This window comes from Ferrovibrio sp. GW821-FHT12E11 (assembly GCF_058806975.1).
Window position 1 is genome coordinate 3,797,544 of sequence record NZ_JBXAQG010000001.1, and the last position, 21,240, is coordinate 3,818,783.

General features: G+C 64.3%; 20 protein-coding genes and 1 tRNA gene. 18 read left to right on the forward strand and 3 right to left on the reverse strand.

Annotation, left to right across the window (positions count from 1 at the left end; genetic code table 11):
- Position 1: 1 nt before the first annotated feature.
- From AC1ROT_RS18885 to AC1ROT_RS18920, 8 genes are all read left to right on the forward strand, one after another.
- Entirely contained in the window at positions 2 to 766 is a 765-nt protein-coding gene (locus tag AC1ROT_RS18885) for an ABC transporter ATP-binding protein (protein WP_492971000.1), read from the forward strand.
- Positions 766 to 1,818, forward strand: a complete 1,053-nt coding sequence (locus AC1ROT_RS18890; RefSeq protein ID WP_493000871.1) for a Gfo/Idh/MocA family protein — start codon at positions 766 to 768, stop codon at positions 1,816 to 1,818. Before AC1ROT_RS18885 ends, AC1ROT_RS18890 begins: the two co-directional genes overlap by 1 nt.
- Before the next feature lie 188 nt (positions 1,819 to 2,006).
- On the forward strand, positions 2,007 to 3,032 hold the full coding sequence (locus tag AC1ROT_RS18895) for an ABC transporter ATP-binding protein (protein WP_493000872.1): 1,026 nt from the start codon (positions 2,007 to 2,009) through the stop codon (positions 3,030 to 3,032).
- Between the two features lie 39 nt (positions 3,033 to 3,071).
- Positions 3,072 to 4,379, forward strand: coding sequence for an ABC transporter substrate-binding protein (locus tag AC1ROT_RS18900; protein WP_493000874.1), 1,308 nt, complete (start codon positions 3,072 to 3,074; stop codon positions 4,377 to 4,379).
- A gap of 44 nt (positions 4,380 to 4,423) precedes the next feature.
- Entirely contained in the window at positions 4,424 to 5,275 is an 852-nt protein-coding gene (locus tag AC1ROT_RS18905; RefSeq protein WP_493000875.1) for an ABC transporter permease, read from the forward strand.
- A gap of 2 nt (positions 5,276 to 5,277) precedes the next feature.
- Positions 5,278 to 6,120: an ABC transporter permease gene (locus AC1ROT_RS18910; protein WP_492970995.1), complete on the forward strand. Its 843-nt coding sequence runs from the start codon at positions 5,278 to 5,280 to the stop codon at positions 6,118 to 6,120.
- A gap of 7 nt (positions 6,121 to 6,127) precedes the next feature.
- Entirely contained in the window at positions 6,128 to 6,964 is an 837-nt protein-coding gene (locus tag AC1ROT_RS18915) for a GNAT family N-acetyltransferase (RefSeq protein WP_492970994.1), read from the forward strand.
- Positions 6,964 to 7,707, forward strand: a complete 744-nt coding sequence (locus AC1ROT_RS18920) for an aspartate/glutamate racemase family protein (protein ID WP_493000877.1) — start codon at positions 6,964 to 6,966, stop codon at positions 7,705 to 7,707. The genes AC1ROT_RS18915 and AC1ROT_RS18920 overlap by 1 nt, the downstream gene beginning before the upstream one ends.
- Here AC1ROT_RS18920 and AC1ROT_RS18925 read toward each other — a convergent pair.
- Positions 7,704 to 8,153, reverse strand: a complete 450-nt coding sequence (locus tag AC1ROT_RS18925) for a DUF2147 domain-containing protein (RefSeq protein ID WP_493000879.1) — start codon at positions 8,151 to 8,153, stop codon at positions 7,704 to 7,706. The two genes, AC1ROT_RS18920 and AC1ROT_RS18925, sit on opposite strands and share 4 nt — an antisense overlap.
- Before the next feature lie 100 nt (positions 8,154 to 8,253).
- On the opposite strand from AC1ROT_RS18925, the gene AC1ROT_RS18930 reads away from it, so the two are divergent.
- From AC1ROT_RS18930 to AC1ROT_RS18950, 5 genes are all read left to right on the forward strand, one after another.
- On the forward strand, positions 8,254 to 9,348 hold the full coding sequence (locus AC1ROT_RS18930) for an FIST signal transduction protein (protein WP_492970991.1): 1,095 nt from the start codon (positions 8,254 to 8,256) through the stop codon (positions 9,346 to 9,348).
- A gap of 61 nt (positions 9,349 to 9,409) precedes the next feature.
- Positions 9,410 to 10,180 (forward strand): SDR family oxidoreductase, encoded by a 771-nt coding sequence (locus tag AC1ROT_RS18935; RefSeq protein WP_492970990.1) that lies wholly within the window; start codon positions 9,410 to 9,412, stop codon positions 10,178 to 10,180.
- 5 nt (positions 10,181 to 10,185) lie between these two features.
- The gene (locus AC1ROT_RS18940) at positions 10,186 to 11,571 is read left to right on the forward strand and encodes a cytochrome P450 (RefSeq protein WP_492970989.1); all 1,386 of its coding nucleotides are present in this window, start codon (positions 10,186 to 10,188) and stop codon (positions 11,569 to 11,571) included.
- Between the two features lie 13 nt (positions 11,572 to 11,584).
- Positions 11,585 to 12,988, forward strand: coding sequence for an amidase (locus AC1ROT_RS18945; RefSeq protein WP_493000880.1), 1,404 nt, complete (start codon positions 11,585 to 11,587; stop codon positions 12,986 to 12,988).
- Positions 12,985 to 14,448, forward strand: coding sequence for an NAD(P)H-hydrate dehydratase (locus AC1ROT_RS18950; protein WP_493000882.1), 1,464 nt, complete (start codon positions 12,985 to 12,987; stop codon positions 14,446 to 14,448). The genes AC1ROT_RS18945 and AC1ROT_RS18950 overlap by 4 nt, the downstream gene beginning before the upstream one ends.
- Here the strand turns inward: AC1ROT_RS18950 and AC1ROT_RS18955 are convergent.
- Positions 14,414 to 15,676 carry a SulP family inorganic anion transporter gene (locus AC1ROT_RS18955; RefSeq protein ID WP_493000883.1) on the reverse strand — a complete coding sequence of 421 codons (1,263 nt, stop codon included), beginning with the start codon at positions 15,674 to 15,676 and terminating at the stop codon, positions 14,414 to 14,416. The genes AC1ROT_RS18950 and AC1ROT_RS18955 overlap by 35 nt on opposite strands.
- A gap of 370 nt (positions 15,677 to 16,046) precedes the next feature.
- Between AC1ROT_RS18955 and AC1ROT_RS18960 the strand changes: the two genes are divergently transcribed.
- The 3 genes from AC1ROT_RS18960 to tig all read left to right on the forward strand — a co-directional run bounded on the left by AC1ROT_RS18960 (position 16,047) and on the right by tig (position 18,319).
- Positions 16,047 to 16,739 carry a hypothetical protein gene (locus tag AC1ROT_RS18960; protein ID WP_493000885.1) on the forward strand — a complete coding sequence of 231 codons (693 nt, stop codon included), beginning with the start codon at positions 16,047 to 16,049 and terminating at the stop codon, positions 16,737 to 16,739.
- 115 nt (positions 16,740 to 16,854) lie between these two features.
- A tRNA-Leu gene (locus AC1ROT_RS18965) sits at positions 16,855 to 16,939 on the forward strand.
- A 57-nt stretch (positions 16,940 to 16,996) separates the two neighbouring features.
- Positions 16,997 to 18,319 carry a trigger factor gene (gene tig, locus AC1ROT_RS18970; RefSeq protein ID WP_492970980.1) on the forward strand — a complete coding sequence of 441 codons (1,323 nt, stop codon included), beginning with the start codon at positions 16,997 to 16,999 and terminating at the stop codon, positions 18,317 to 18,319.
- A gap of 63 nt (positions 18,320 to 18,382) precedes the next feature.
- Here the strand turns inward: tig and AC1ROT_RS18975 are convergent, their stop codons facing one another.
- Positions 18,383 to 18,949: a putative glycolipid-binding domain-containing protein gene (locus AC1ROT_RS18975; RefSeq protein WP_493000887.1), complete on the reverse strand. Its 567-nt coding sequence runs from the start codon at positions 18,947 to 18,949 to the stop codon at positions 18,383 to 18,385.
- A 138-nt stretch (positions 18,950 to 19,087) separates the two neighbouring features.
- On the opposite strand from AC1ROT_RS18975, the gene clpP reads away from it, so the two are divergent.
- Together clpP and clpX are read left to right on the forward strand one after the other, a co-directional pair.
- Positions 19,088 to 19,708 (forward strand): ATP-dependent Clp endopeptidase proteolytic subunit ClpP, encoded by a 621-nt coding sequence (gene clpP / locus AC1ROT_RS18980; RefSeq protein ID WP_492972201.1) that lies wholly within the window; start codon positions 19,088 to 19,090, stop codon positions 19,706 to 19,708.
- A 246-nt stretch (positions 19,709 to 19,954) separates the two neighbouring features.
- A complete protein-coding gene (clpX, locus tag AC1ROT_RS18985) occupies positions 19,955 to 21,217 on the forward strand; it encodes an ATP-dependent Clp protease ATP-binding subunit ClpX (protein WP_492970978.1) in 1,263 nt (420 codons plus the stop codon).
- Positions 21,218 to 21,240 lie beyond the last annotated feature (23 nt).

A 21,240-nucleotide genomic window follows, 5' to 3' on the forward strand; every position in this document is an offset into this window, starting at 1 on the left:
CATGAGCGACGGCGATTTCATTAGCGACAGCGATTTCATTCTCGAACTGGATGCCGTCGTCGGCGGCTACGGCAAGATGACGATCCTGAACGGTACCGCGGCGCGGATCCGTCGCGGCAGCATCACCACGGTGATCGGGCCGAACGGCGCCGGCAAGTCGACCATGTTCAAGGCGATCTTCGGCCTGCTTGACATCCGGTCGGGTCGCATCCGCCTCGAAGGGCGCGACGTCACCAGTTTCAAACCCCGCCAGATGCTGGATGCCGGCGTCTGCTATATCCCGCAGGGCCGCAACATTTTCCCCGAATTGACGGTGCGGCATAACCTGGAGCTCGGTGGTGTGGCGCTGGCCGACCAGTCCGGTCTGGCCGGGCGGGTCGAGGCGATGATGACCCGTTTTCCCATGCTGGCGCAGAAGGCCAACGCACAGGCCTCGACGCTCTCGGGCGGCCAGCAGAAGCTGCTGGAAGTGGCGCGCGGCCTGCTGCTCGATCCGAAACTGATCCTGGTCGATGAGCCTTCCATCGGCCTGTCGCCGCTGATGGTGCAGGAGGTTTTCGGCATCCTCACCGGCCTGCGCGACCGGGGCGTCAGCGTTTTGCTGATCGAGCAGAATGCCAAACAGGCGCTGCAGATGTCGGATTACGGCCTGGTGCTCGAACTCGGTCAGACCCGGATCGAGGATACGGCGAGCAGCATCCTGGCCGATCCACGCATCGCCGCGCTGTTCCTGGGTGGCGGATTGCAGCCGGCAGCAGTGTCCTGATGCCGGCGCGCCTGCGCATCGCCGTGGCGGGCGCCGGTCTGATCGGCCGCGCCCATATCGAACGGATACGGGAGTCAGGGGACTGCCAGCTCGCGGCCATTGTCGATCCCGCGCCGCAGGCGGCAGATTATGCGAAAGAGCAGGGCGCGCCGTATTACACGGACCTCGACACGATGCTGGCGGCCGAGAAACCGGATGGCGCGATCATCGCCACGCCCAATGTGGCCCATGCCGACAATGCGATGGCCTGTATCCGGCGCGGCATTCCGGTGCTGATCGAAAAGCCGGTGACGGAAACCGCCGAGAAAGCCGGGCAGGTGATTGCGGCAGCGGCAAAACACGGCGTCGCCACATTGGTGGGACATCATCGCCGCCACAGCCCGATCCTGCAGGAAGCGCGCAAACTGGTGCGCGAGGGTCGTATCGGACGGCTGGCCACTGTCACGGCTTTCGTCACCTTCCTCAAGCCGGATGCCTATTTCGATATGGCCTGGCGGCGCGAGGCTGGCGGCGGACCGATCATGATCAACCTGATCCATGCGATCGACGACCTGCGCTTCATCTGTGGCGATTTCGCATCGCTGCAGGCCATGACCGCCAACCGCCTGCGCGGCTTTGCGGTCGAGGATAGCGCCGTGATCAATTTCCAGCTTGTCGATGGCGGGCTGGGCACCATCACGCTGTCCGATTCCGCTGCGGCCCCCTGGAACTGGGAGCTGACGGCACGCGAGAACCCGGCCTATCCGCCTCCGCAAGGGAACGGTCAGGAAGACTGCTACTTCATCGCTGGCACCGAAGGCGCGCTGGCGGTGCCGAGCATGCGGCACTGGCGCTATGGGGCTGAGCGGGGCTGGAATGTGCCCCTGCTGGCAGATCGCCTTGCGTTTGAACGGACCGACCCCCTAGTCAACCAGCTGGCGCATTTCTGCGATGTCATCCGGGGCAGGGCCGTGCCGATCATCGACGCCAGCGATGGGGCCCGGACCTTGCGTACCACGCTTGCGGTTTATGAGGCGGCGGAGACGGGGCGCCGGATAGTGTTGACGGAGTAAAGGCGCAGGCATTGCGTGCGCCGAATTTGAGCGTAAGCCCAAATAATAACCAGTCGTGCGGGCAGCCCTGCCCGGGCTGAATACATCGATTGCATACAATCGACAGGTTGGCGCGGAAAGCCCGCCTGCGACCGGCTGGCATTTGCCTTGCATCGTTCCCAGGCAATGACCCTCCTGCGGACACCGTAATGGCGAATAAGGGCGATATAGAACTGGCGGCCGTGCTCAAGCGCTACGGCAACGCCATCGCCGTCGACTCGATAAACCTGAAAATTCCGGCCGGCACCTATTGCTGTCTGCTCGGCCCCAGCGGCTGCGGCAAGAGCAGCACGCTGCGCATGATCGCCGGTCATGAGGATATCAGCAGCGGCGATATCCTGCTTGGCAACAGCGTCATCAACGACCTGACGCCGGCCCAGCGCGGCACCGCCATGATGTTTCAGAATTACGCGCTGTTTCCGCATCTGGACTGCGTCGATAACGTCGCCTTCAGCCTGAAGATGAAAGGCGTGAAAAAAGCCGAGCGGCGCGCCAAGGCCATGGAACTGCTGCGTCTGGTCGATATGCAGGATTATGCCGCACGTCTGCCGGCGCAGTTGTCCGGTGGTCAGCAGCAGCGTATCGCACTCGCCCGTGCCCTGATCACCGGTCCGAGCGCCTTGCTGCTGGACGAACCGCTTTCGGCGCTCGATCCGTTCCTGCGTGCCAAGATGCGCGAGGAACTGAAGCGCCTGCAGAAGGAACTCGGCATCAGCTTCATTCATGTCACCCATAGCCAGGAAGAGGCCATGGCGCTCGCCGATCTGGTGGTGGTGATGAACAGGGGCCGGATCGAACAGGCCGCCAGCGCGCGCGATGTGTTCAACCGGCCACGCACGCCTTTCGTCGCCCGTTTCATCGGCGGTCACAACATTCTCGACTACCCGGCCAATGGTTCGGGTCGGCGTCGCATGTCGGTCCGCGCCGATCATGCGTCCCTGGTGCCGGCTGCCAGCGGGCAGGCGGGTTTCGCCGGCACGGTCCGCGCCGTGGAGTATCTGGGCAGCATTGTCCATGTCGGGATCAGTCCCGACGGCGACGCCGGTTTCAGTGTCGACCAAGACGAATTCTCGGTTGCAGTTGATGAAAGCACGTTTTTCGCCGCGCCGGTCGCGCTCGGCGATCGCGTCGCCGTCTCCTGGCCGCAGGAGAGCGTTCACATTCTTGAAGAGTAGGCAAGCGGCACCAGCCGCATGACAACAGAGGAGGACGACATGTCCGGCAAGAATAAAGGAACGACGGAAATGAAGCGTGGCATGAATCGCCGAACGGTTCTCAAAGGCGCGGCGGCCGGTGTCGGTCTGGCGGCGGGCAGCGGGGCCATCACCGGCTTTCCCACCATCTGGGCGCAGAACATCAAGAATGTCACCCTGCGCCAGTTCGGCACCGGCGTGTCCAACCTCAATGCCATTGCCGAGAAGTGCAAGGCCGATACCGGCATCACCCTGCAGATGACGGCGCTGGATTCCGACGCCGTCGCCCAGCGCGCGGTGACGCAGCCGAAATCCTTCGATATCGCCGATATCGAATACTGGATCTGCAAAAAGGTGTTCCCGGCCGGCGTGATGCAGCCGATGGACACCAGCAAGATCAAGAATGTCGACAAGATCGTGCCGCTGTTCCTCAGCGGCAAGCTCAAGCCCGACAGCGTGATCGCCCAGGGCACCGCGCCGCACACGGTCGGCTTTGTCGAGGGTAAGGATTCCACCAAGTTCGCCAAGTCGCAGACCCAGTGGATGACCATGATCCCGACGATCTACAACGCCGATACGCTGGGCATCCGCCCGGATCTGGTTGGCCGCCCGATCGCCAACTGGAAAGACATCATGGACCCGAAATTCAAGGGCAAGGCGTCGATCCTGAACATCCCGTCCATCGGTATCATGGATGCCGCCATGATCTGCGAGTCCATGGGCGAGATCAAATACGGCGACAAGGGCAACATGACCAAGGGCGAGATCGACAAGACGATCGCCATCATGACCGCGGCCAAGAAGGCCGGACAGTTCCGCGCCTTCTGGAAGACGTTCGATGAGTCGGTCAACCTGATGGCTTCGGGCGAGGTGATCATCCAGTCGATGTGGTCACCGGCCGTCACCGCCGTGAAGTCGAAGGGCATCCCCTGCGTCTACCAGCCGCTGGCCGAAGGCTATCGCGCCTGGGGCGGCGGTCTGGGCATCGCCAAGCATCTGACCGGCCTCGAACTCGATGCCGCCTATGAGTATATCAACTGGTATCTCTCGGGCTGGGTCGGCGCTTACCTCAATCGCCAGGGCTACTACTCGGCGGTGCTGGATACCGCCAAGCAGCATATGTCGCCTGAGGAATGGGCCTTCTGGATGGAAGGCCAGCCGGCCAAGGCCGATATCATGAGCCCGGATGGTAAGCTGCTCGAAAAGGCCGGCGCCGTGCGCGATGGCGGTTCTTTCGAGAACCGCATGGGCAAGGTCGCCTGCTGGAACGCCGTGATGGATGAGGACCGCTACATGGTTCAGAAATGGAACGAGTTCATCGCCGCCTGATCTGAAGGACACGCCGCGCAGGCTTCAACCTGCGCGGCGCTTCCATGAAACGCATCAGCTACACACCGTATCTGCAGGTCGCGCCGCTGGCTTTCGTCTTCGGCGCTTTCCTGGTTATGCCCATCCTGACCATCCTGGTGGTCAGCTTCTGGGATTATGATTTCGCGCGTATCATTCCGGATTTCGTGCTGACCAATTACACGGAGCTGCTCGGCAGCCCGGTTACGCTGCGCACCTACCTCAATACCCTGCGCTATGCGGCCATTGTCTGGGTGGTGACGCTGGCCATCGGCTTCACCATCGCCTATTTCCTGGCCTTCCATGTGCGCAGCGATACCTGGCAGACGGCCTGCTTCCTGATCTGTACGGTGCCGTTCCTGACCTCGAACATCATCCGGATGATTTCCTGGATTCCCTTCCTGGGTCGCAACGGCCTGCTCAACTCCGCCCTTGTCGGTACCGGCATCGTGAAGGAACCGCTGGAATTTCTGCTGTTTTCCGATTTCGCCGTGGTTCTGGCCTTCGTGCATCTCTACACGCTGTTCATGATCGTGCCGATCTTCAACTCGATGATGCGGATCGACCGTTCGCTGATGGAGGCCGCCTATGATGCCGGCGCCAGTGGCCTGCAGGTTCTGACCAATGTCATCATCCCGCTGTGCAAGCCCGGCATAGCCATCGGCTCGATCTTCGTCGTAACCCTGGTGATGGGTGATTTTGTCACCGTGCGCTTCATGAGCGGCGGCCAGAGCGCCTCGGTCGGCCTGATGATGGCCAATGCCATATCGCTGCTGCAGTATCCGGCCGCCGCCGCCAATGCGGTGATCCTGCTGGTCGTGGTGCTGCTGATGGTCGGTGCGATGATGCGGATCGTCGATATCCGCAAGGAGCTGTAGCCATGCAGGATCGCAAGCGTGGCAAGAGCTTCTATGCGCTGGGCGCCTTCTTCATCCTGTTCGTGCTGTTCCTCTACGGCCCGATGTCGACCATTTTCATCCTGTCCTTCCAGGGGCCGGAGGGCGGCCTGACCTTCCCGATGCGCGGCATCTCGGTCAACTGGTTCCGCAATCTGACCGAAAAGCAGATGGTCGGCGATTTCGCGGGCAGCTTCGCGCGGTCATTTGCGCTGGGCGTGATCGTCATGCTGCTGACGGTGGCGATTGCGCTGGCCGGCGGCCTGGCCTTCCGCCACCGCTTCCGCGGCTCAGGGCTCGTCTTCTATCTGGCCATTGCCAGCCTGATCGTGCCGTCCATCCTGGTCAGCCTCGGCATCGGCCTGCAGTTCCGCATCCTCGGCTGGGACACCACCTGGTACACCTCCGGCCTGGCCGCGCATCTGACCTGGACGCTGCCCTTCGGGCTGCTCATCATGTTTGCCATTTTCAACCGCTTCAACAAATCCTATGAGGAAGCGGCGCGCGACCTCGGTGCCACGCCCTGGCAGGTGATCCGCCATGTGGTGATTCCGATCATCCTGCCCAGCCTGATCGGCATCGCGCTGTTCGGCCTGACCCTGTCCTACGATGAATTCGCCCGCAGCCTGATGACGGCGGGCACCGACAATACGCTGCCGCTGGAAATCTATGCCATGACCACCAATGTCACCACGCCGGTGCTCTATGCGCTGGGCACGGTGACCAGTGGCTTTTCCTTCCTTATCATCATTCTGGCGCTGGGGGCGGTCAGCTTTGTGCGCTGGCGACGCGCGCGCCATGGCTCGGATGCCGGCAGGGGCGTATAAACAAACAATGTCTGCCGGATTCAGCGTTCAGGTGATGAGCCGCGCCCAGCTCGACACTGCGGTCGACTGGGCGGCGGCCGAAGGCTGGAATCCCGGCCTGCAGGATGCGGCTTTATTTCATGCCGCCGATCCGCATGGCTTCCTGGTCGGGCTGCAGGATGGCGAACCGGTCGCCTGCATCGCCGTGGTGCGCTATGGCGCTGGTTACGGCTTCCTCGGCTTCTATATTGCGGCGCCGGCCTGGCGCGGCAAGGGGAAGGGCATGGCGGTGTGGCAGGCCGGCCTTGCGCATCTGGGTGATCGTACCATCGGCCTCGATGGCGTGGTGGCGCAGCAGGACAACTACCGCAAATCCGGTTTTGCGTTGGCCCATCGCAATATCCGCTATGGCGGCATCCCGAAATTGGATAAGGCGCAGCGGTTCCTCGATCCGGCCGGAATCGGCTTTGATCGTCTGGCCGCCTATGACCGCAGGTTCTTTCCGGCCCCGCGGGACGGTTTCCTGGCCGGCTGGCTGTCTGCGCCCGGCCATCGCAGCCTCGCCAGCATCACCGATGGACATTTAAGCGGGCTCGGCACCATCCGGCCCTGCCGCGATGGCCACAAGATCGGACCGCTCTATGCCGAAACGCCGGCGATTGCCGAAAGTCTGTTCGCAGCGCTCTGCGAGAACTGCCCCGGCCCGGTTTTCCTCGATGTGCCCGAAACCAATCCCGCAGCCGTGAAACTGGCCGAAGCCGCCGGACTGACGCCTGCATTCGAGACGGCGCGCATGTATAAGGGAGCGGCGCCCGTGGTCGAGATGGCGGGCCTCTACGGGATCACCACCTTCGAGCTCGGCTGATGAAACTGCTGCTGATCAATCCCAACACCACTCAGGCGATGACCGACAAGGTTCTGGATGTGGCGCGCGGCGTGGTCGCGCCGGGTACCGAGCTGGTTGGCGTCACCGGCCGCTTCGGCGCGGCCTATGTGGCGACGCGCAGTTCCTATGCCATTGCGGCCCATGCCGCCCTTGATGCCTGGGCCTCGGCAGATGACGGCGGCTTCGATGCCGTGGTGCTGGCCTGCTTCGGCGATCCGGGCCTGGACGGCCTGCGCGAGATCTGTCCGGTGCCGGTGGTCGGCATGGCCGATGCCTCGATCCAGCTGGCGGCCAGCCTGGGCAAGGCATTCGGCATCGTCACCGGCGGCGAACGCTGGGGCCCGATGCTGCGCGAATTCGTCGCCAGCCGCGGCATGAGCGACAAGCTCGCCTCGGTGCAGACCGTCGCGCCCACCGGCGGCGATATCGCACGCGACCCCGATGCGGCGATGACGCTGCTGGCCGATGCCTGCGTCGCGGCCGCAAAAGACGGCGCCGACCATGTCATCCTTGGTGGCGCCGGTCTGGCCGGCCTGGTGCCGATGATCCGTGACCGCGTGCCGGTGCCGGTGATCGACAGCACCGTCGCGGTGATGCGCATGGCCGAGGCGGTGGCGGCATCGAACTTCGACAAGGCGATGGCCGGCACTTTCGCGCTGCCGCCACAGGTGCCCAGCATCGGGCTGTCAGCCGCGCTGGCGAAACATCTTTCCGGGATTTAGTCGGCTTCGCGCAGCCAGACCTGCGTGCGACCGAGCAGCGGCGTGCCGATATAGCCGCGCATCCGCAGCCTGCTCCCGCCATCGGTCAGGCTGACCCTGGCGTTGTAGATCTTGCCGTTCTTCGGATCGAGCACGGCGCCGCCGGTCCAGTCGCTGCCATCACGCTTCAGGCCCCAGAGGAAGGTCAGGCCGATCACCGGCTTGTCTTTCATCTCGCCTTCGCACAATTCGCAAACGGGATCGATCTTGTCGCCGGGCTGGTAGAAGATTTTCAGGATGCGGCCCTGCAGCTCCGTGCCGGTATCGCTGACCTCGACAATGCTGCGTTCCTTGCCGGTCTCGTCATCGATGGTCTTCCAGCGCCCGACCGGGCTGGTCAGGTCGGCTGCCGCGGCCAGGCCCGGCAAGGCGATCAGGATGAGGAGCAGGCAGAAGCGGTGCAACATGACAGTTTCCCGGCTGGAACAATTGCATCATTTCACGGTTTGACCCATTTCGGCAGCCGCCAGTCTATTATACTGTGATCGGCAGCACAGGAGGACGGCGATGAGCGAACAGACCACAGGCTCGCGATTCCGCCTTGGAGTCGGCGCCGCGGAGGATTGGCGGATGGCCGTGGATGGCTGTCTGCTGCAGCTCATGCCGCTGCCGGACTCCGCCAATGTCGGCTTCGTGTATGTCAGCGACCGCATGGCCGACCGCCTGCCGCAAATCCTGAAACGCCTGTCCGAGGCGACCGGCATCTCCGCCATGATCGCCGCCTGCGGTTACAGCGTTGCCGCCGGCGATACCGAATTCTGCGACGAGCCCGTCGTCGCCTGCCTGGTCGGCACCGTGCCCGAAGGCAGCGCCACCATCTTCAAGCGTCCGACCGAGCGGCCGCAAGGCTGGCTCGGCATCGTGCATGCCGATCCCCAGGTGCCGGCGCTGCCTGAACTGATCGAGGATTTTGCCGAGGCCTGCGGCGCCTATCTGATTGGCGGCCTGATCGCGGCGCGTGGCCCGCGTCCGCAATGGGCCGATGGCGCGGTCGAGGGCGGCATGTCGGGGCTGGTTTTCTCCGATGCCCAGCCGGTGCTGACCGGCCTGACCCAGGGCTGCACCCAGATCGGCGAGATGCACAGCATCACCGCCGCCGATGGCAATGTGATTCTCGAACTGGATTCCAAGCCGGCCTATGACGTACTGCGCGACAGCTTCGCCGTGCAGTCGCTGACCGATCTGCGCAAGCTCAGCAGCGGCCTGATGGTCGGCCTGCCGATCACCGGCGCCGACCGGCCGGATTACCTGGTGCGCAACATCGTCGGCATCGATCCGCAGGCCGGTGGCCTCGCCATCGGCGCCATGGTGGAGGAGGGCGACCAGATCTTCTTCTGTCGCCGCGATATCGAGAGTGCGGGCCGCGACATGGACCGCATGCTCACCGATCTCAAGCGCCGCTGCGGCGACCGCGTGCCGCGCGGGGCGCTGTGGTATTCCTGCATGGCGCGCTGCCAGGACCAGTTCGTGCAGAATCCGAGCGAGCTGGCCCGCATCCAGACCGTCTTCCCCGATCTGCCGCTGGTCGGCATGTATTGCGGCGGCGAAATCGCCCAGGCCCGGCTCTACGGCTATACCGGCGTGTTGGCCCTGTTCCTCTGACGCCGGCAGGCTGGCATCCCACGCCCAAAACGCTAAACTCTGCGGCAGCGGAGGAACAATCATGGGCATGATGCAGCGTCTGTTCGATCTCAGCGGCCAGGTCGCCCTGATCACCGGAGCGTCCCGGGGCTTCGGACTGGAATTCGCCAAACTGTTTGCCGAGGCCGGCGCGCTGGTGGTGCTGAACGGCCGCCATGTCGAGACCCTTGAAACGGCAGCCGAGGTGGTGCGCAAACACGGCATGGCCGAGATCGCGGCCTTCGACGTCGCCGATATTCCCGCCGGCGAGGCGGCGATTGCCGCCATCGAGAAGGTCCATGGCAAGCTCGACATCCTGGTCAACAATGCCGGCATCAATATCCGCAAGTCGCTCGGCGACTATACGCTGGACGACTGGCGCCAGGTGCTGGAGGTCGATCTCACGGCGGCCTTCGCGCTCTCGCGCACCGCCGGCCTCGGCATGGCCAGGCGCGGCCATGGCCGCATTATCAACATCGGCTCGGTGCTGTCGATCAAGGGCCGTGCCAGCATTCCCGCCTATTCGGCGGCCAAGCATGGCATTCTCGGCCTGACCAAGGCCTTCGCCGCCGAGCTGGGGCCATCGGGCGTTACTTGCAATGCCATTGCGCCGGGCTATTTCGAGACCGAGCTGAATCTCGAGCTGATGAAGAACGCCGAGTTCGTGAAATTCGTCAACGACCGCACGCCATTGCGGCGCTGGGGCAAACCCGAGGAACTGGCCGGCGCCGCGCTGTTCCTGGCCTCGCCGGCGGCCGCCTATGTGAACGGCCATCTGCTCACCGTCGATGGCGGCATGACGACGACACTGTAAACCGCATGACCGCCGCCGATACGCTGCCCTTCATTCCGGCATTTCCGCCACGGCACGACCGGCGCCTGCCGCTGTTCAAGCTGCTGCGGACCCTGCGCGAGAATACCGTCGGCACCTACACGAAAGACGCCTTCGAGCGCGACATCATCCTCTACCGTCTCGGCTTCAAGCCGATGATCCTGGCCAACCACCCGGATCTGATCCGCCATGTCATGCTCGACAATGCGGCGAACTACGAGCGCGATCCGGTGGGCAAGCGCCTGCTGGAGCCCGGTCTGGGCAACAGCCTGCTGACCAGCGAAGGCGCGGAGTGGAAGCGCCAGCGCCGCATGATGGCGCCGATCTTCCAGCCGCGCCGGCTCGCCGGCTTTGCTGAGATCATGACCGACTTCTCAGCGAAGCTGGCCGCACGGCTGACCGCCTTGCCGGCGGGGCAGAGCATAGACCTGGCCGAGCAGATGATGCTGCTGACGCTGGATATCATCGCCCGCACCATGTTCGGTTCGGATGACGGCACCGACGTTTCGGCTGTGGGCGCAGCGATGGATCGTTACCAGGTCACAGTGCGGCCCAATATCCCGGATCTGCTCGGGCTGCCGCGCTGGGTGCCGCGTCCCGATGCGCGCGAGGGCCAGCGTGCGCTGGCCGACATGGATGCCATCATCAACGGCCTGATCCAGCGCCGGCGCGAGCGGGCCACGCAGAATGGCGGCGATCTGGGTTCAGACCTGCTCGGCCTTCTGCTGGCCGCGCGCGATGAGGAAACCGGAGCGGCGCTGGACGACCGCGAGGTGCGCGACCAGATGGCCACCTTCTTCCTTGCCGGGCATGAGACCACGGCCACGGCGCTGGCCTGGACCTGGTATCTGCTCAGCCATGCGCCGGACGTGGAGGCAAAGCTGCATGCCGAGCTTGATGCCGTGCTGGGCGGCCGCGCGGCGGTCTATGGCGATTACGAGAAGCTGGTCTATACCCGCATGGTGATCGAGGAGACGATGCGACTCTACCCGCCGGCCCATACCACGGCGCGGCAGGCCGTCGCCGATGATCGCTTTGGCGATATGGCCATCCCGGCCGGCACCATGGTGATTGTTTCGCCCTGGATCATGCAGCGCCACCGGCTGTACTGGCAGAACCCCGACAGCTTCGATCCGGAGAACTTCGCCCCGGGCAAGGCCGCGCAGCGCCGCCGCTACACCTATCTGCCGTTCGGCGCCGGAACGCGCATCTGCATCGGGCAGGGCTTTGCGATGATCGAGGCGGTGCTGATCCTGGCGACGCTGGCGCAGAAATTGCGTGCGCGTCTGGTGCCGGGTGCGGAGGTCGCGCCGGTGGCCAAGATCACCCTGCGGCCGTCACCCGGCCTGCCGATGACCCTCCAGCCGCGTTGACCGGGGATATCCGATGAGTGAAGACCTGTGCTACCTGCCGGCGGCCGACCAGGCCGATGCCTTCCGTACCGGCACGCTGTCGCCGGTGGAGGTGACGCAGGCGCTGCTGAAGCGCATCGCCGCCGTCAACCCGAAGCTCAACGCCTATAACCTGGTGGACGAGGGCTCTGCGCTGCGCGATGCGCAAGCCTCCGAGGCGCGCTGGAAAACCGGCCGGCCGCTCAGCCCCGTCGATGGCGTTGCCGCCTCGATCAAGGACATCATCCTGACCCGGCGCTGGCCGACCCTGCGCGGCTCGAAGACCGTCGATCCCGATCAGGCCTGGGATGAGGATGCCCCCGTCACCGCGCGCCTGCGCGAGGCCGGCTGCGTCATCCTCGGCAAGACCACCTCGCCGGAGCTGGGCTGGAAAGGTGTCACGGATTCTCCACTCACCGGCATAACGCGCAATCCGTGGAACACCGACCTCACGCCCGGCGGCTCGTCCGGCGGCGCCTCGGCGCAGGTGGCGGCCGGGCTGGGGGCTTTTGCCGTCGGCACCGATGGGGGCGGCTCGATCCGCATTCCGGCCGGCTTCACCGGCATCGTCGGGCTCAAACCCAATTTCGGCCGCGTGCCGGCCGCGCCGCTCAGCCCGTTTGGCACCGTCGCGCATCTCGGGCCCATGACGCGCACGGTGCGCGATGCGGCCCTGATGCTGAACGAGATGGTGAAGCCCGATGCGCGCGACTGGTTCGCGCTGCCTTACGATGGCCGCGACTACACGTCAAACCTGAACGAGGGCGTGCAGGGGCTGAAGATCGCCTACAGCCCGACGCTGGGCTTTGCCAAAGTCGATCCCGAGATCGCGGCGGCCGTGGATGTGGCGGCGAAGCAGTTTGCCGCTCTGGGGGCTATCGTCGAGCAGGTCGATCCGGGTTTCCCCGATCCCATCGAAATGTTTCATGTGCACTGGTTCCTTGGCGCACACAACGCCACCATGGCGCTCTCGAAAGAGAAATTCGCGCTGCTTGATCCCGGCCTGCAGAAGACCGCCGAGGCGGGTGCGAAGATCACCACGAAGGAATACCTGCAGGCCCAGAACGAGCGCGGCAAACTCGGCGTTCTGATGAAGCGTTTCCATGAGACATACGACCTGCTGCTGACGCCCAGCCTTGCCGTGCTGCCCTTCACCGCCGGTCGCCTGGCGCCCGAAAGCATGGGCGATGCCTACTGGACCGAATGGACGCCCTTCACCTATCCCTTCAACCTGACCCAGCAGCCGGGCCTGTCGATCCCCTGCGGCTTCTCGAAATCCAGCCTGCCGGTCAGCCTGCAACTGGTGGGCCCGATGCATCGCGAAGAGCTGCTTCTGCGCGCCGGCGCGGCCTATGAAGCGGCGACCGACTGGCACAAGCCGCGACCGCAGATCGCATGAACGCCAATGCCGCCCTGCTGACGGTTTCGGAAATGGCGGCGGCCGACCGCGCCGCCATTTCTGCCGGCCTGCCGGGCGTGCAACTGATGGAAGCGGCCGGCGCCGCCGTGGCGCGCATGGTGCAGCGGCATCATCCGCAGGGCAGCGTGCTGATCCTCTGCGGTCCGGGCAACAATGGCGGCGACGGTTTCGTCGCGGCGCGGCTGCTGCAGGCGGCCGGCCGCACCGTGCGGCTGCTGCTGTTCGGGCCGCGCGATGCACTGAAGGGCGACGCGGCCACGATGGCGCAGCGCTGGACCGGCCCGGTGATCGCCGCGACGCCGGTGCAGGTCATGCAGGCCGATATCATTGTCGATGCGCTGTTCGGCGCCGGGCTCAGCAAACCTCTCGACGGCGCAGCCCTGGCGCTGGTCGAGGCGGTGAATGCCAAGGGCAAGCCGGTGATTGCCGTCGATCTGCCCAGCGGCCTGCATGGCGATGACGGCCAAATCCGTGGCACGGCGATCCGCGCCACCCGCACGGTCACCTTCTTCCGGCCCAAGCCCGGCCATCTGCTGCTGCCGGGCCGTCTGCTCTGCGGCGCGTTGCATGTGGCCGATATCGGCATTCCCGATGGCGTTCTGGACGCCATCGCGCCGCAGCAGTGGCGCAACGATCCGGCGCTGTGGAAACACCGTCTGCCGGTGCGGCAGGTTGACGGCCACAAATTTGCGCGCGGCCATGTGCTGGTGCGCGGCGGTGCGCTGGCCGGGGCCGCGCGGCTCTCCGGCCATGCGGCGTTGCGCATCGGTGCGGGGCTGGTGACGCTGGCGCAGCCTGAGGCAGCCATATTGCAGGCCGGCGGTCCCGATGCGCTGATGCGCCTGCGCTGCGACGGTATCCCCGACTGGCGCTGCAGGATCGCCGATCCGCGCTGCAACGCGCTGCTGCTCGGCCCCGGCAATGGCGGTGGCATGGCGACGCGGCAGGCGGTGCTGGCGGCGCTGGCCACCAAACGCAGTGTCGTGCTGGATGCTGATGCGCTCACCGTCTTTGCCGATACCCCGAAGGCGCTGTTCACCGCCGTCAGGGGACCCACGATCCTGACGCCGCATGACGGCGAATTCGCGCGTCTGTTTCCCGATCTGGTTGACCTGCCCAAGCTGGCGCGGGCACGCGCCGCCGCGCGGCTGAGCCGCGCCGTGGTCGTGCTGAAGGGCGCCGACACCGTGATCGCCAGTCCTGACGGGCAGGCGGCGATCAACACGAATGCGCCCCCTGATCTGGCAACGGCTGGCGCCGGCGATGTGCTGGCCGGATTCTGCGTCGGGCTGCTGGCGCAGGGCATGCCGGCTTTCGAGGCGGCCTGCGCCGCCGTCTGGCTGCATGGTGCGGCGGCATCGGAAGCTGGCGCCGGACTGATCGCCGACGATCTGCCCGATGCGGTCAGGCGTCCGTTGGCCGCCTTGCGCGGATCATAGCCGGCAGCTTCAGCAGCAGCGCCAGCGCCACGCCGGCGAGCAGCGCCGCCGTGATGTCCACCACCACGGTCAGCACGAAGGTAACGACGAGCACCAGTTGCTCGCCGCGCGTGGCCCGCAGGAATTGCGGCAGCCGTTCGGCCTCGCTCATGGTCCAGGCAACGATCACCAGCATCCCGGCCAGCGCCGCCAGCGGCACCATGCCGGCCAGCGGCGCCAGCAGCCACATGAACAGCAGCAGGAAGGCGGCATGCAGCATCCCTGACACCGGTGTTGCAGCGCCGGCCTTGATATTGGTGGCGGTGCGGGCGAGCGCGCCGGTTGCCGGCAGGCCACCGAACAGCGCCGAGGCGATATTGGCCACACCCTGGCCGATCAGTTCGATATTGGATTTGTGCTGCCGTCCGGTGAGGCGGTCGGCGATCACGCAGGACAGCAAACTCTCGATGCCGGCCAGCAGCGCGATGGTGATGGCGCTGGGCAGCAGGTCCAGCAGGCGCTGCCAGGTCATGCCGGCGGGGATCGATGGTGCGGGCAACTGGCTGGGGATGGCGCCGAAACGATCGGCGATGGTCTCGACCGGCAGGTCCAGCAGGTGCACCAGCACGGTTGCGATGACGATGCTGATCAGCATGGCAGGCCAGGCCGGTTTCCAACTGCGCAGGATCAGGATGAGGCCCAGCGTGACCAGCGCAATCGCGGTGGTGATCGGGTCGATGCTGGGTGCTGCGCGCGCATAGTCGCTCCAGCGGGCGAGGAAATCGGCTGGCACACGGGCGAGGTCGAGGCCGAAGAAATCCTTCACCTGGGTGGAGAGGATGGTGAGGGCGATGCCGGCGGTGAAACCGGCAACCACAGGGTAGGGGATGTATTTGATCAGCGTGCCCAGCCGCAGCGCCCCGAGCAGGATCAGCATGGCCCCGGCCATCAGGGTGGCGATCAGCAGGCCGTCATAGCCATGCGTTTCGATCACGCCATAGACGACGATGACGAAGGCGGCGGTCGGCCCGCCGATCTGGTGGCGGCTGCCGCCCAGCGCCGAGATCAGGAAGCCGGCGACAATCGCGGTGACCAGGCCCTTGTCTGGCGTGGTGCCCGAGGCGATGGCAATCGCCATGGCCAGCGGCAGGGCAACGATGGCCACCGTCAGCCCCGCCAGCGCATCGCGCCGCAGGAGGGTGGCACTGTAGCCCTCGCGCAGGCAGGTGATCAGTTTCGGTACGAACATGGTTCGTGTACGGCCTATTTGCCCGATGCTGTCCCCTAGCGGGCCATGGCTATGGTATTATGATACCGTGGCAAGTGGCAAAAGGTTTTGCAACTTGAAATGTTCGCATTAAGTTCTATTTGAGCAAAGGCCGAAATTACCACCATGGGTGGAAGCTCTGGTTAATGCGAAGCGAAACGAACACAAACGAAGCCGAACGAAGCCAAGCGAACGCAATCGAAGCCCAAACGAAGCGAAACGAACGCAAACGAAGGCCGGGGGAAGCATCGGGAAGCATCCGGAACCCGTCCGGGGATAACGGCAGACCGCCGCCGTTAATAATTGGTAGAGTTTGGTAGGGTAAGCACGGAGGATCTTCGGGAGAGTCAGGATGATTCGCGTCTTTATCGGCTACAGCCGGGCGGCCCCGGTGGCCTCCAGCGTCGCCGCCCACAGCATCATTCGCAACAGTTCGCAGCCGGTGGCCATCACCCATCTGGCGCTGAACCAGCTCCAGGGCATCTACAAGCGCCCGCATGACGCCATCCAGTCGACCGATTTCTCGTTTTCCCGCTTCCTGACCCCGTATCTGGCCGGTTTCGAGGGCTGGGCGATCTTCATGGACGACGACATGGCGGTGGTGGACGACATCGCCAAGCTGTGGGAGCTGCGCGACGAGCGCTATGCCGTGCAGGTGGTCAAACACAACCATGTGCCGGCCGAGGACCTGAAGTTCCTCGACAAGGTGCAGACCAAATACGAGAAGAAGAACTGGTCCAGCGTCATGCTGTTCAACTGCGCCAAATGCACGGCGCTGACACCCGATTTCGTCAACACCGCCACCGGGCTGCAGCTGCACCAGTTCAAATGGCTGGACGGCGACCATCAGATCGGCGACCTGCCGCATCGCTGGAACCACCTGGCCGACTACGATCCTTATGAAAAGGACGTCTCCATCGTGCATTACACGATCGGCGGGCCTTTCTATGACGAGTTCCGCGATTGCGGCTACAGCGACAAGTGGTTCGCCGAGCGCGCGGCGATGCTGCGCTGCGACCAGCGCCCGGCCAAAAAGCCCAGATGAAACAATCCGTTAATCCCGGTTTTCCGGGCCTGCGGAAAACCCCCCAAAAGCCTCGCGCGGCCGTATTGACCGTGCTATAGACTTCCGCCTTCGCGCCGGCCCCGGCGCGGGAAAAGCGGGCGTGGTGGAACTGGTAGACACGCAGGATTTAGGTTCCTGTGCCGCAAGGCGTGTGGGTTCAAGTCCCTCCGCCCGCACCAGTTTCCCGGCAGCGCTGGCGCCACGAAATTTCTTACGAAGAGACAGGTAGTTCGGTCATGCAGATCACGGAAATCAGCGCCTCCGGCCTGAAGCGCGAATACAAGGTGGTTATCAACGCCGCCGCGCTGGAAAGCACCGTCAACCAGAAGCTGGAAACCATCCGCGCCCAGGTCAACATGCCGGGCTTCCGTCCGGGCAAGGCGCCGGCCGCGCTGGTGAAGAAGCAGTATGGTCGCGCCCTGCTGGGCGAGGCGATGGAAGAGTCGGTGAACACCGCGCTTCAGCAGACCCTGGAAGAAAAGAACCTGCGTCCGGCGATGCAGCCCAAGGTCGACATCCAGACCTTCGAAGAAGGCAAGGATTTCGAATGCACCATCGCCATCGAGGTGCTGCCGGAAATCCCGGCCGGCGACTACAAGGCGATCAAGCTTGAGCGTCTGGTGGTCGAGCCGGCCGATACGGAAGTCGATGAATTCCTGACCCGCCTGTCGGACCAGCAGAAGACCTACGAGAAGGTCGAGCGCGCCTCTGAAAAGGGCGACCAGGTGGTGATCGATTTCTCGGGCAGCGTCGATGGCGTGAAGTTCGAAGGCGGCACCGCCAGCGATTATCCGCTGGTGCTGGGCTCCAACAGCTTCATCCCCGGCTTCGAGGACCAGCTGGTCGGCCTGAAGGCCGGCGACGACAAGACCGTCACCGTCACCTTCCCGGAGAATTACGGCAATGCCGACCTCGCCGGCAAGCCGGCTGAATTCGCCTGCACCATGAAGGAAGTCCGCGGCGCTGGCGCTGTCGTGATCGACGACGAGCTGGCCAAGCGTTTCGGCCTCGGCTCGCTGCAGGAGCTGAAGGAGAACATCAAGCGCGACCTGGGCCAGGAGTATAAGAGCCTGTCGCGCATGAAGCTGAAGCGCGGCCTGCTCGACCAACTGGCTGAGCAGAACAGCTTCGCCGTGCCGGAAGGCATGGTCGATATGGAATTCCAGCAGATCTGGACCGAGATCAGCGGCGACAAGGCGCGCCTGGAAGCCGAACTGACCGAAGAAAAGAAGACCGAAGACGAGCTGAAGACCGAGTATCGCAAGATCGCCGAGCGCCGCATCCGTCTCGGCCTGCTGCTGTCGGAAGTCGGCCGCGTCAACAACATCGAAGTGAAGCCCGACGAAGTCACCCGTGCGATGGTCGAGCAGGCCCGCCGCTTCCCCGGCCAGGAGCGCCAGGTGATGGAGTATTTCCAGAAGAACCCGGAAGCCGCCAACAGCCTGCGCGCCCCGATCTTCGAGGACAAGGTGGTCGACTTCATCCTCGAGATGGCCACCGTGACCGACAAGCCGGTCAGCAAGGAAGAGCTGCAGAAGGAGGTCGAGGCGGTCGCCTGATCGTCCGATCCCATCGCCAATGTAAGGAAAACGCCGGGCCTGCCCGGCGTTTTTCATTTTCGCTCAGGACTCCATCCGCCAGAGCTCGGGATAGGTTTTCGTGAAGCCGTTCGGCGCAAGTTCCAGAACCGCTTCGTAGGGTCCCGACGGCGAGGCATACTGATAGCGCGTCTCATCAAGGCGCTCGTAATGCTGGGGCAGCGCGACCAGGCCAGTCTCATTCAGATCGAACCAGACGACTGACATGTCGATGGTCTGGCCCGGCTTGAGGTCTGCGCGGCGCAGCTGCTGCAGGTTGGTTGCTGGGGTGAAGCCGAAATCAAGGTCGACAAGATGGCCGAGCCCGTCGATCAGCCTGTCGTCGAGATACCAGCCACCCAGAGGGCCATTGCCGGGCCGATGCTCGATCACGTGATCCAGCCGGCGGCCAGCCAGCCAGCCCTGTACGGTGCCACGCCGGCTCCGCCATGCCGCGTCGATCTCGACGGCGTAATTGACGGAAGCGGGCCCGGCCTCGTGCCGGAATACCGTGGTTCCGTGCAGCAGCCAGCCGTCCGTGCCGCGACGGGCCAGGCAGGCCGCATCATGCCCGGGCGTGTACAGGCATTGCCAGAATGCACAGTTGGCCATTGGCACCTCCTTCGTCAGCCGAGACGCTAACAGGCCTCCGGTTGGGCAAGTTCCCAGTCCCGGGCCATTGAAGGACGCGGGGGTCTGCGCCACATTAAGGGAACAAATTTCTCAGTTGCAGGGCGTCCCATGGAAAAGATGGTCGATACTTACATGAACATGCTGGTCCCGATGGTGGTCGAGCAGACCAACCGGGGCGAGCGGTCTTACGACATCTACTCCCGTTTGCTGAAAGAGCGGATCATCTTCATGGTCGGCCCGGTCAACGATGCGGTGGCCTCCCTGGTGACGGCGCAGTTGCTGTTCCTGGAAGCCGAGAACCCGAACAAGGAAATCTCGCTGTATATCAACAGCCCCGGCGGTCTGGTGACCTCCGGCCTGGCGATCTACGACACGATGCAGTACATCCGGCCGAAGATTTCGACGCTGTGCATCGGCCAGGCGGCCTCGATGGGCTCGCTGCTGCTGGCGGCGGGCGAGAAGGGCATGCGTTATTCCCTGCCCAATGCCCGGATCATGGTCCATCAGCCCTCGGGTGGCTTCCAGGGTCAGGCGGCGGACATTGAAATCCACGCCCAGGAAATCCTGAACCTGCGTAACCGCCTGAACGCCATCTATGCCAAGCATACCGGCCAGGACGTGGACAAGATCGAGACGGCGATGGAACGCGACCGTTTCCTGACCCCGACCGAAGCCAAGGCTTTTGGTCTGGTCGACGAAGTTGCGGAGAAGCGCCCCGAAACCGCTCCCAAGAAGTAAGGGACGGTTCGTTCCCGGTACGGCCCGGCGGCGATTTTCGCCGCTATGTCAGGCGCTTGGGCGGCCAGTCGGCTTGCCAGGCGGCCTGAGGGCGTTAAATCATCGTAATGTGACCCCTTTCCGGGCTTTTGGTGGGGGCTTCGGGGGCCTATCTCCGTTGTGTGCGGAGCGTGGCTTCCTTATGATGACGATTCGATGGAATAGGGGCCTGCGTCGCCCGGCGCCGGCCCGCTCAGTGGAGCAGGTATGACCAAATTGAGCGGCGGTGACTCCAAGAACACCTTGTACTGCTCGTTCTGCGGCAAGAGCCAGCACGAGGTGCGCAAGCTGATTGCCGGTCCGACGGTGTTCATCTGTGACGAGTGCGTTGAGCTCTGCATGGATATCATCCGTGAAGAGCATAAGTCCGCCCTGGTGAAGACCCGGGACGGCGTGCCGAGCCCGCAGGAAATCTGCCGGGTGCTCGACGATTATGTGATCGGCCAGAACCACGCCAAGAAGGTTCTCTCGGTCGCGGTGCACAATCACTACAAGCGCATCGGCCACGGCGGCAAGAACAACGACGTCGAACTGGCCAAGTCCAATATCCTGCTGGTCGGCCCGACCGGTTGCGGCAAGACCCTGCTGGCGCAGACGCTGGCCCGCATCCTGGAAGTGCCCTTCACCATGGCTGACGCCACCACGCTGACCGAAGCCGGTTACGTGGGCGAGGACGTGGAAAACATCATCCTGAAGCTGCTGCAGTCGGCCGACTACAATGTCGAGCGCGCCCAGCGCGGTATCGTCTATATCGACGAAGTCGACAAGATCAGCCGCAAGTCCGACAACCCTTCGATCACCCGCGACGTGTCGGGCGAGGGCGTGCAGCAGGCCCTGCTGAAGATCATGGAAGGCACGGTCGCCTCCGTGCCGCCGCAGGGCGGCCGCAAGCATCCGCAGCAGGAATTCCTGCAGGTGGATACCACCAACATCCTGTTCATCTGCGGCGGCGCCTTTGCCGGCCTGGAGAAGATCATTGCCGGTCGCGGCAAGGGCACGTCGATCGGCTTCGGCGCCGAAGTGCGTGGTCCTGACGAGCGCCGCTCGGGCGAAATCCTGGCTGAAGTCGAGCCGGACGATCTGCTCAAGTTCGGCCTGATCCCGGAATTCATCGGCCGTCTGCCGGTGATCGCCACGCTCAACGATCTGGACGAGCCGGCGCTGGTCGACATCCTGACCAAGCCGAAGAATGCCCTGATCAAGCAGTATCAGCGCCTGTTCGAGATGGAAGACGTCAAGCTCACCTTCTCCGAAGAAGCCGTCGGTGCGGTGGCGCGCAAGGCGATTGCCCGCAAGACCGGTGCCCGCGGCCTGCGCTCGATCCTGGAATCGATCCTGCTCGACCCGATGTTCGATTTGCCGAACATGAACGGTGTCGAGGAAGTGGTGATCGCGCCAGACGTGGTCGAGGGCCGCGCCAAGCCGCTGCTGATTTACGCCGACCGCAAGCAGGAAGACGTCAGCGCCTGACGGCACTGCTGCTTTCTGACGGC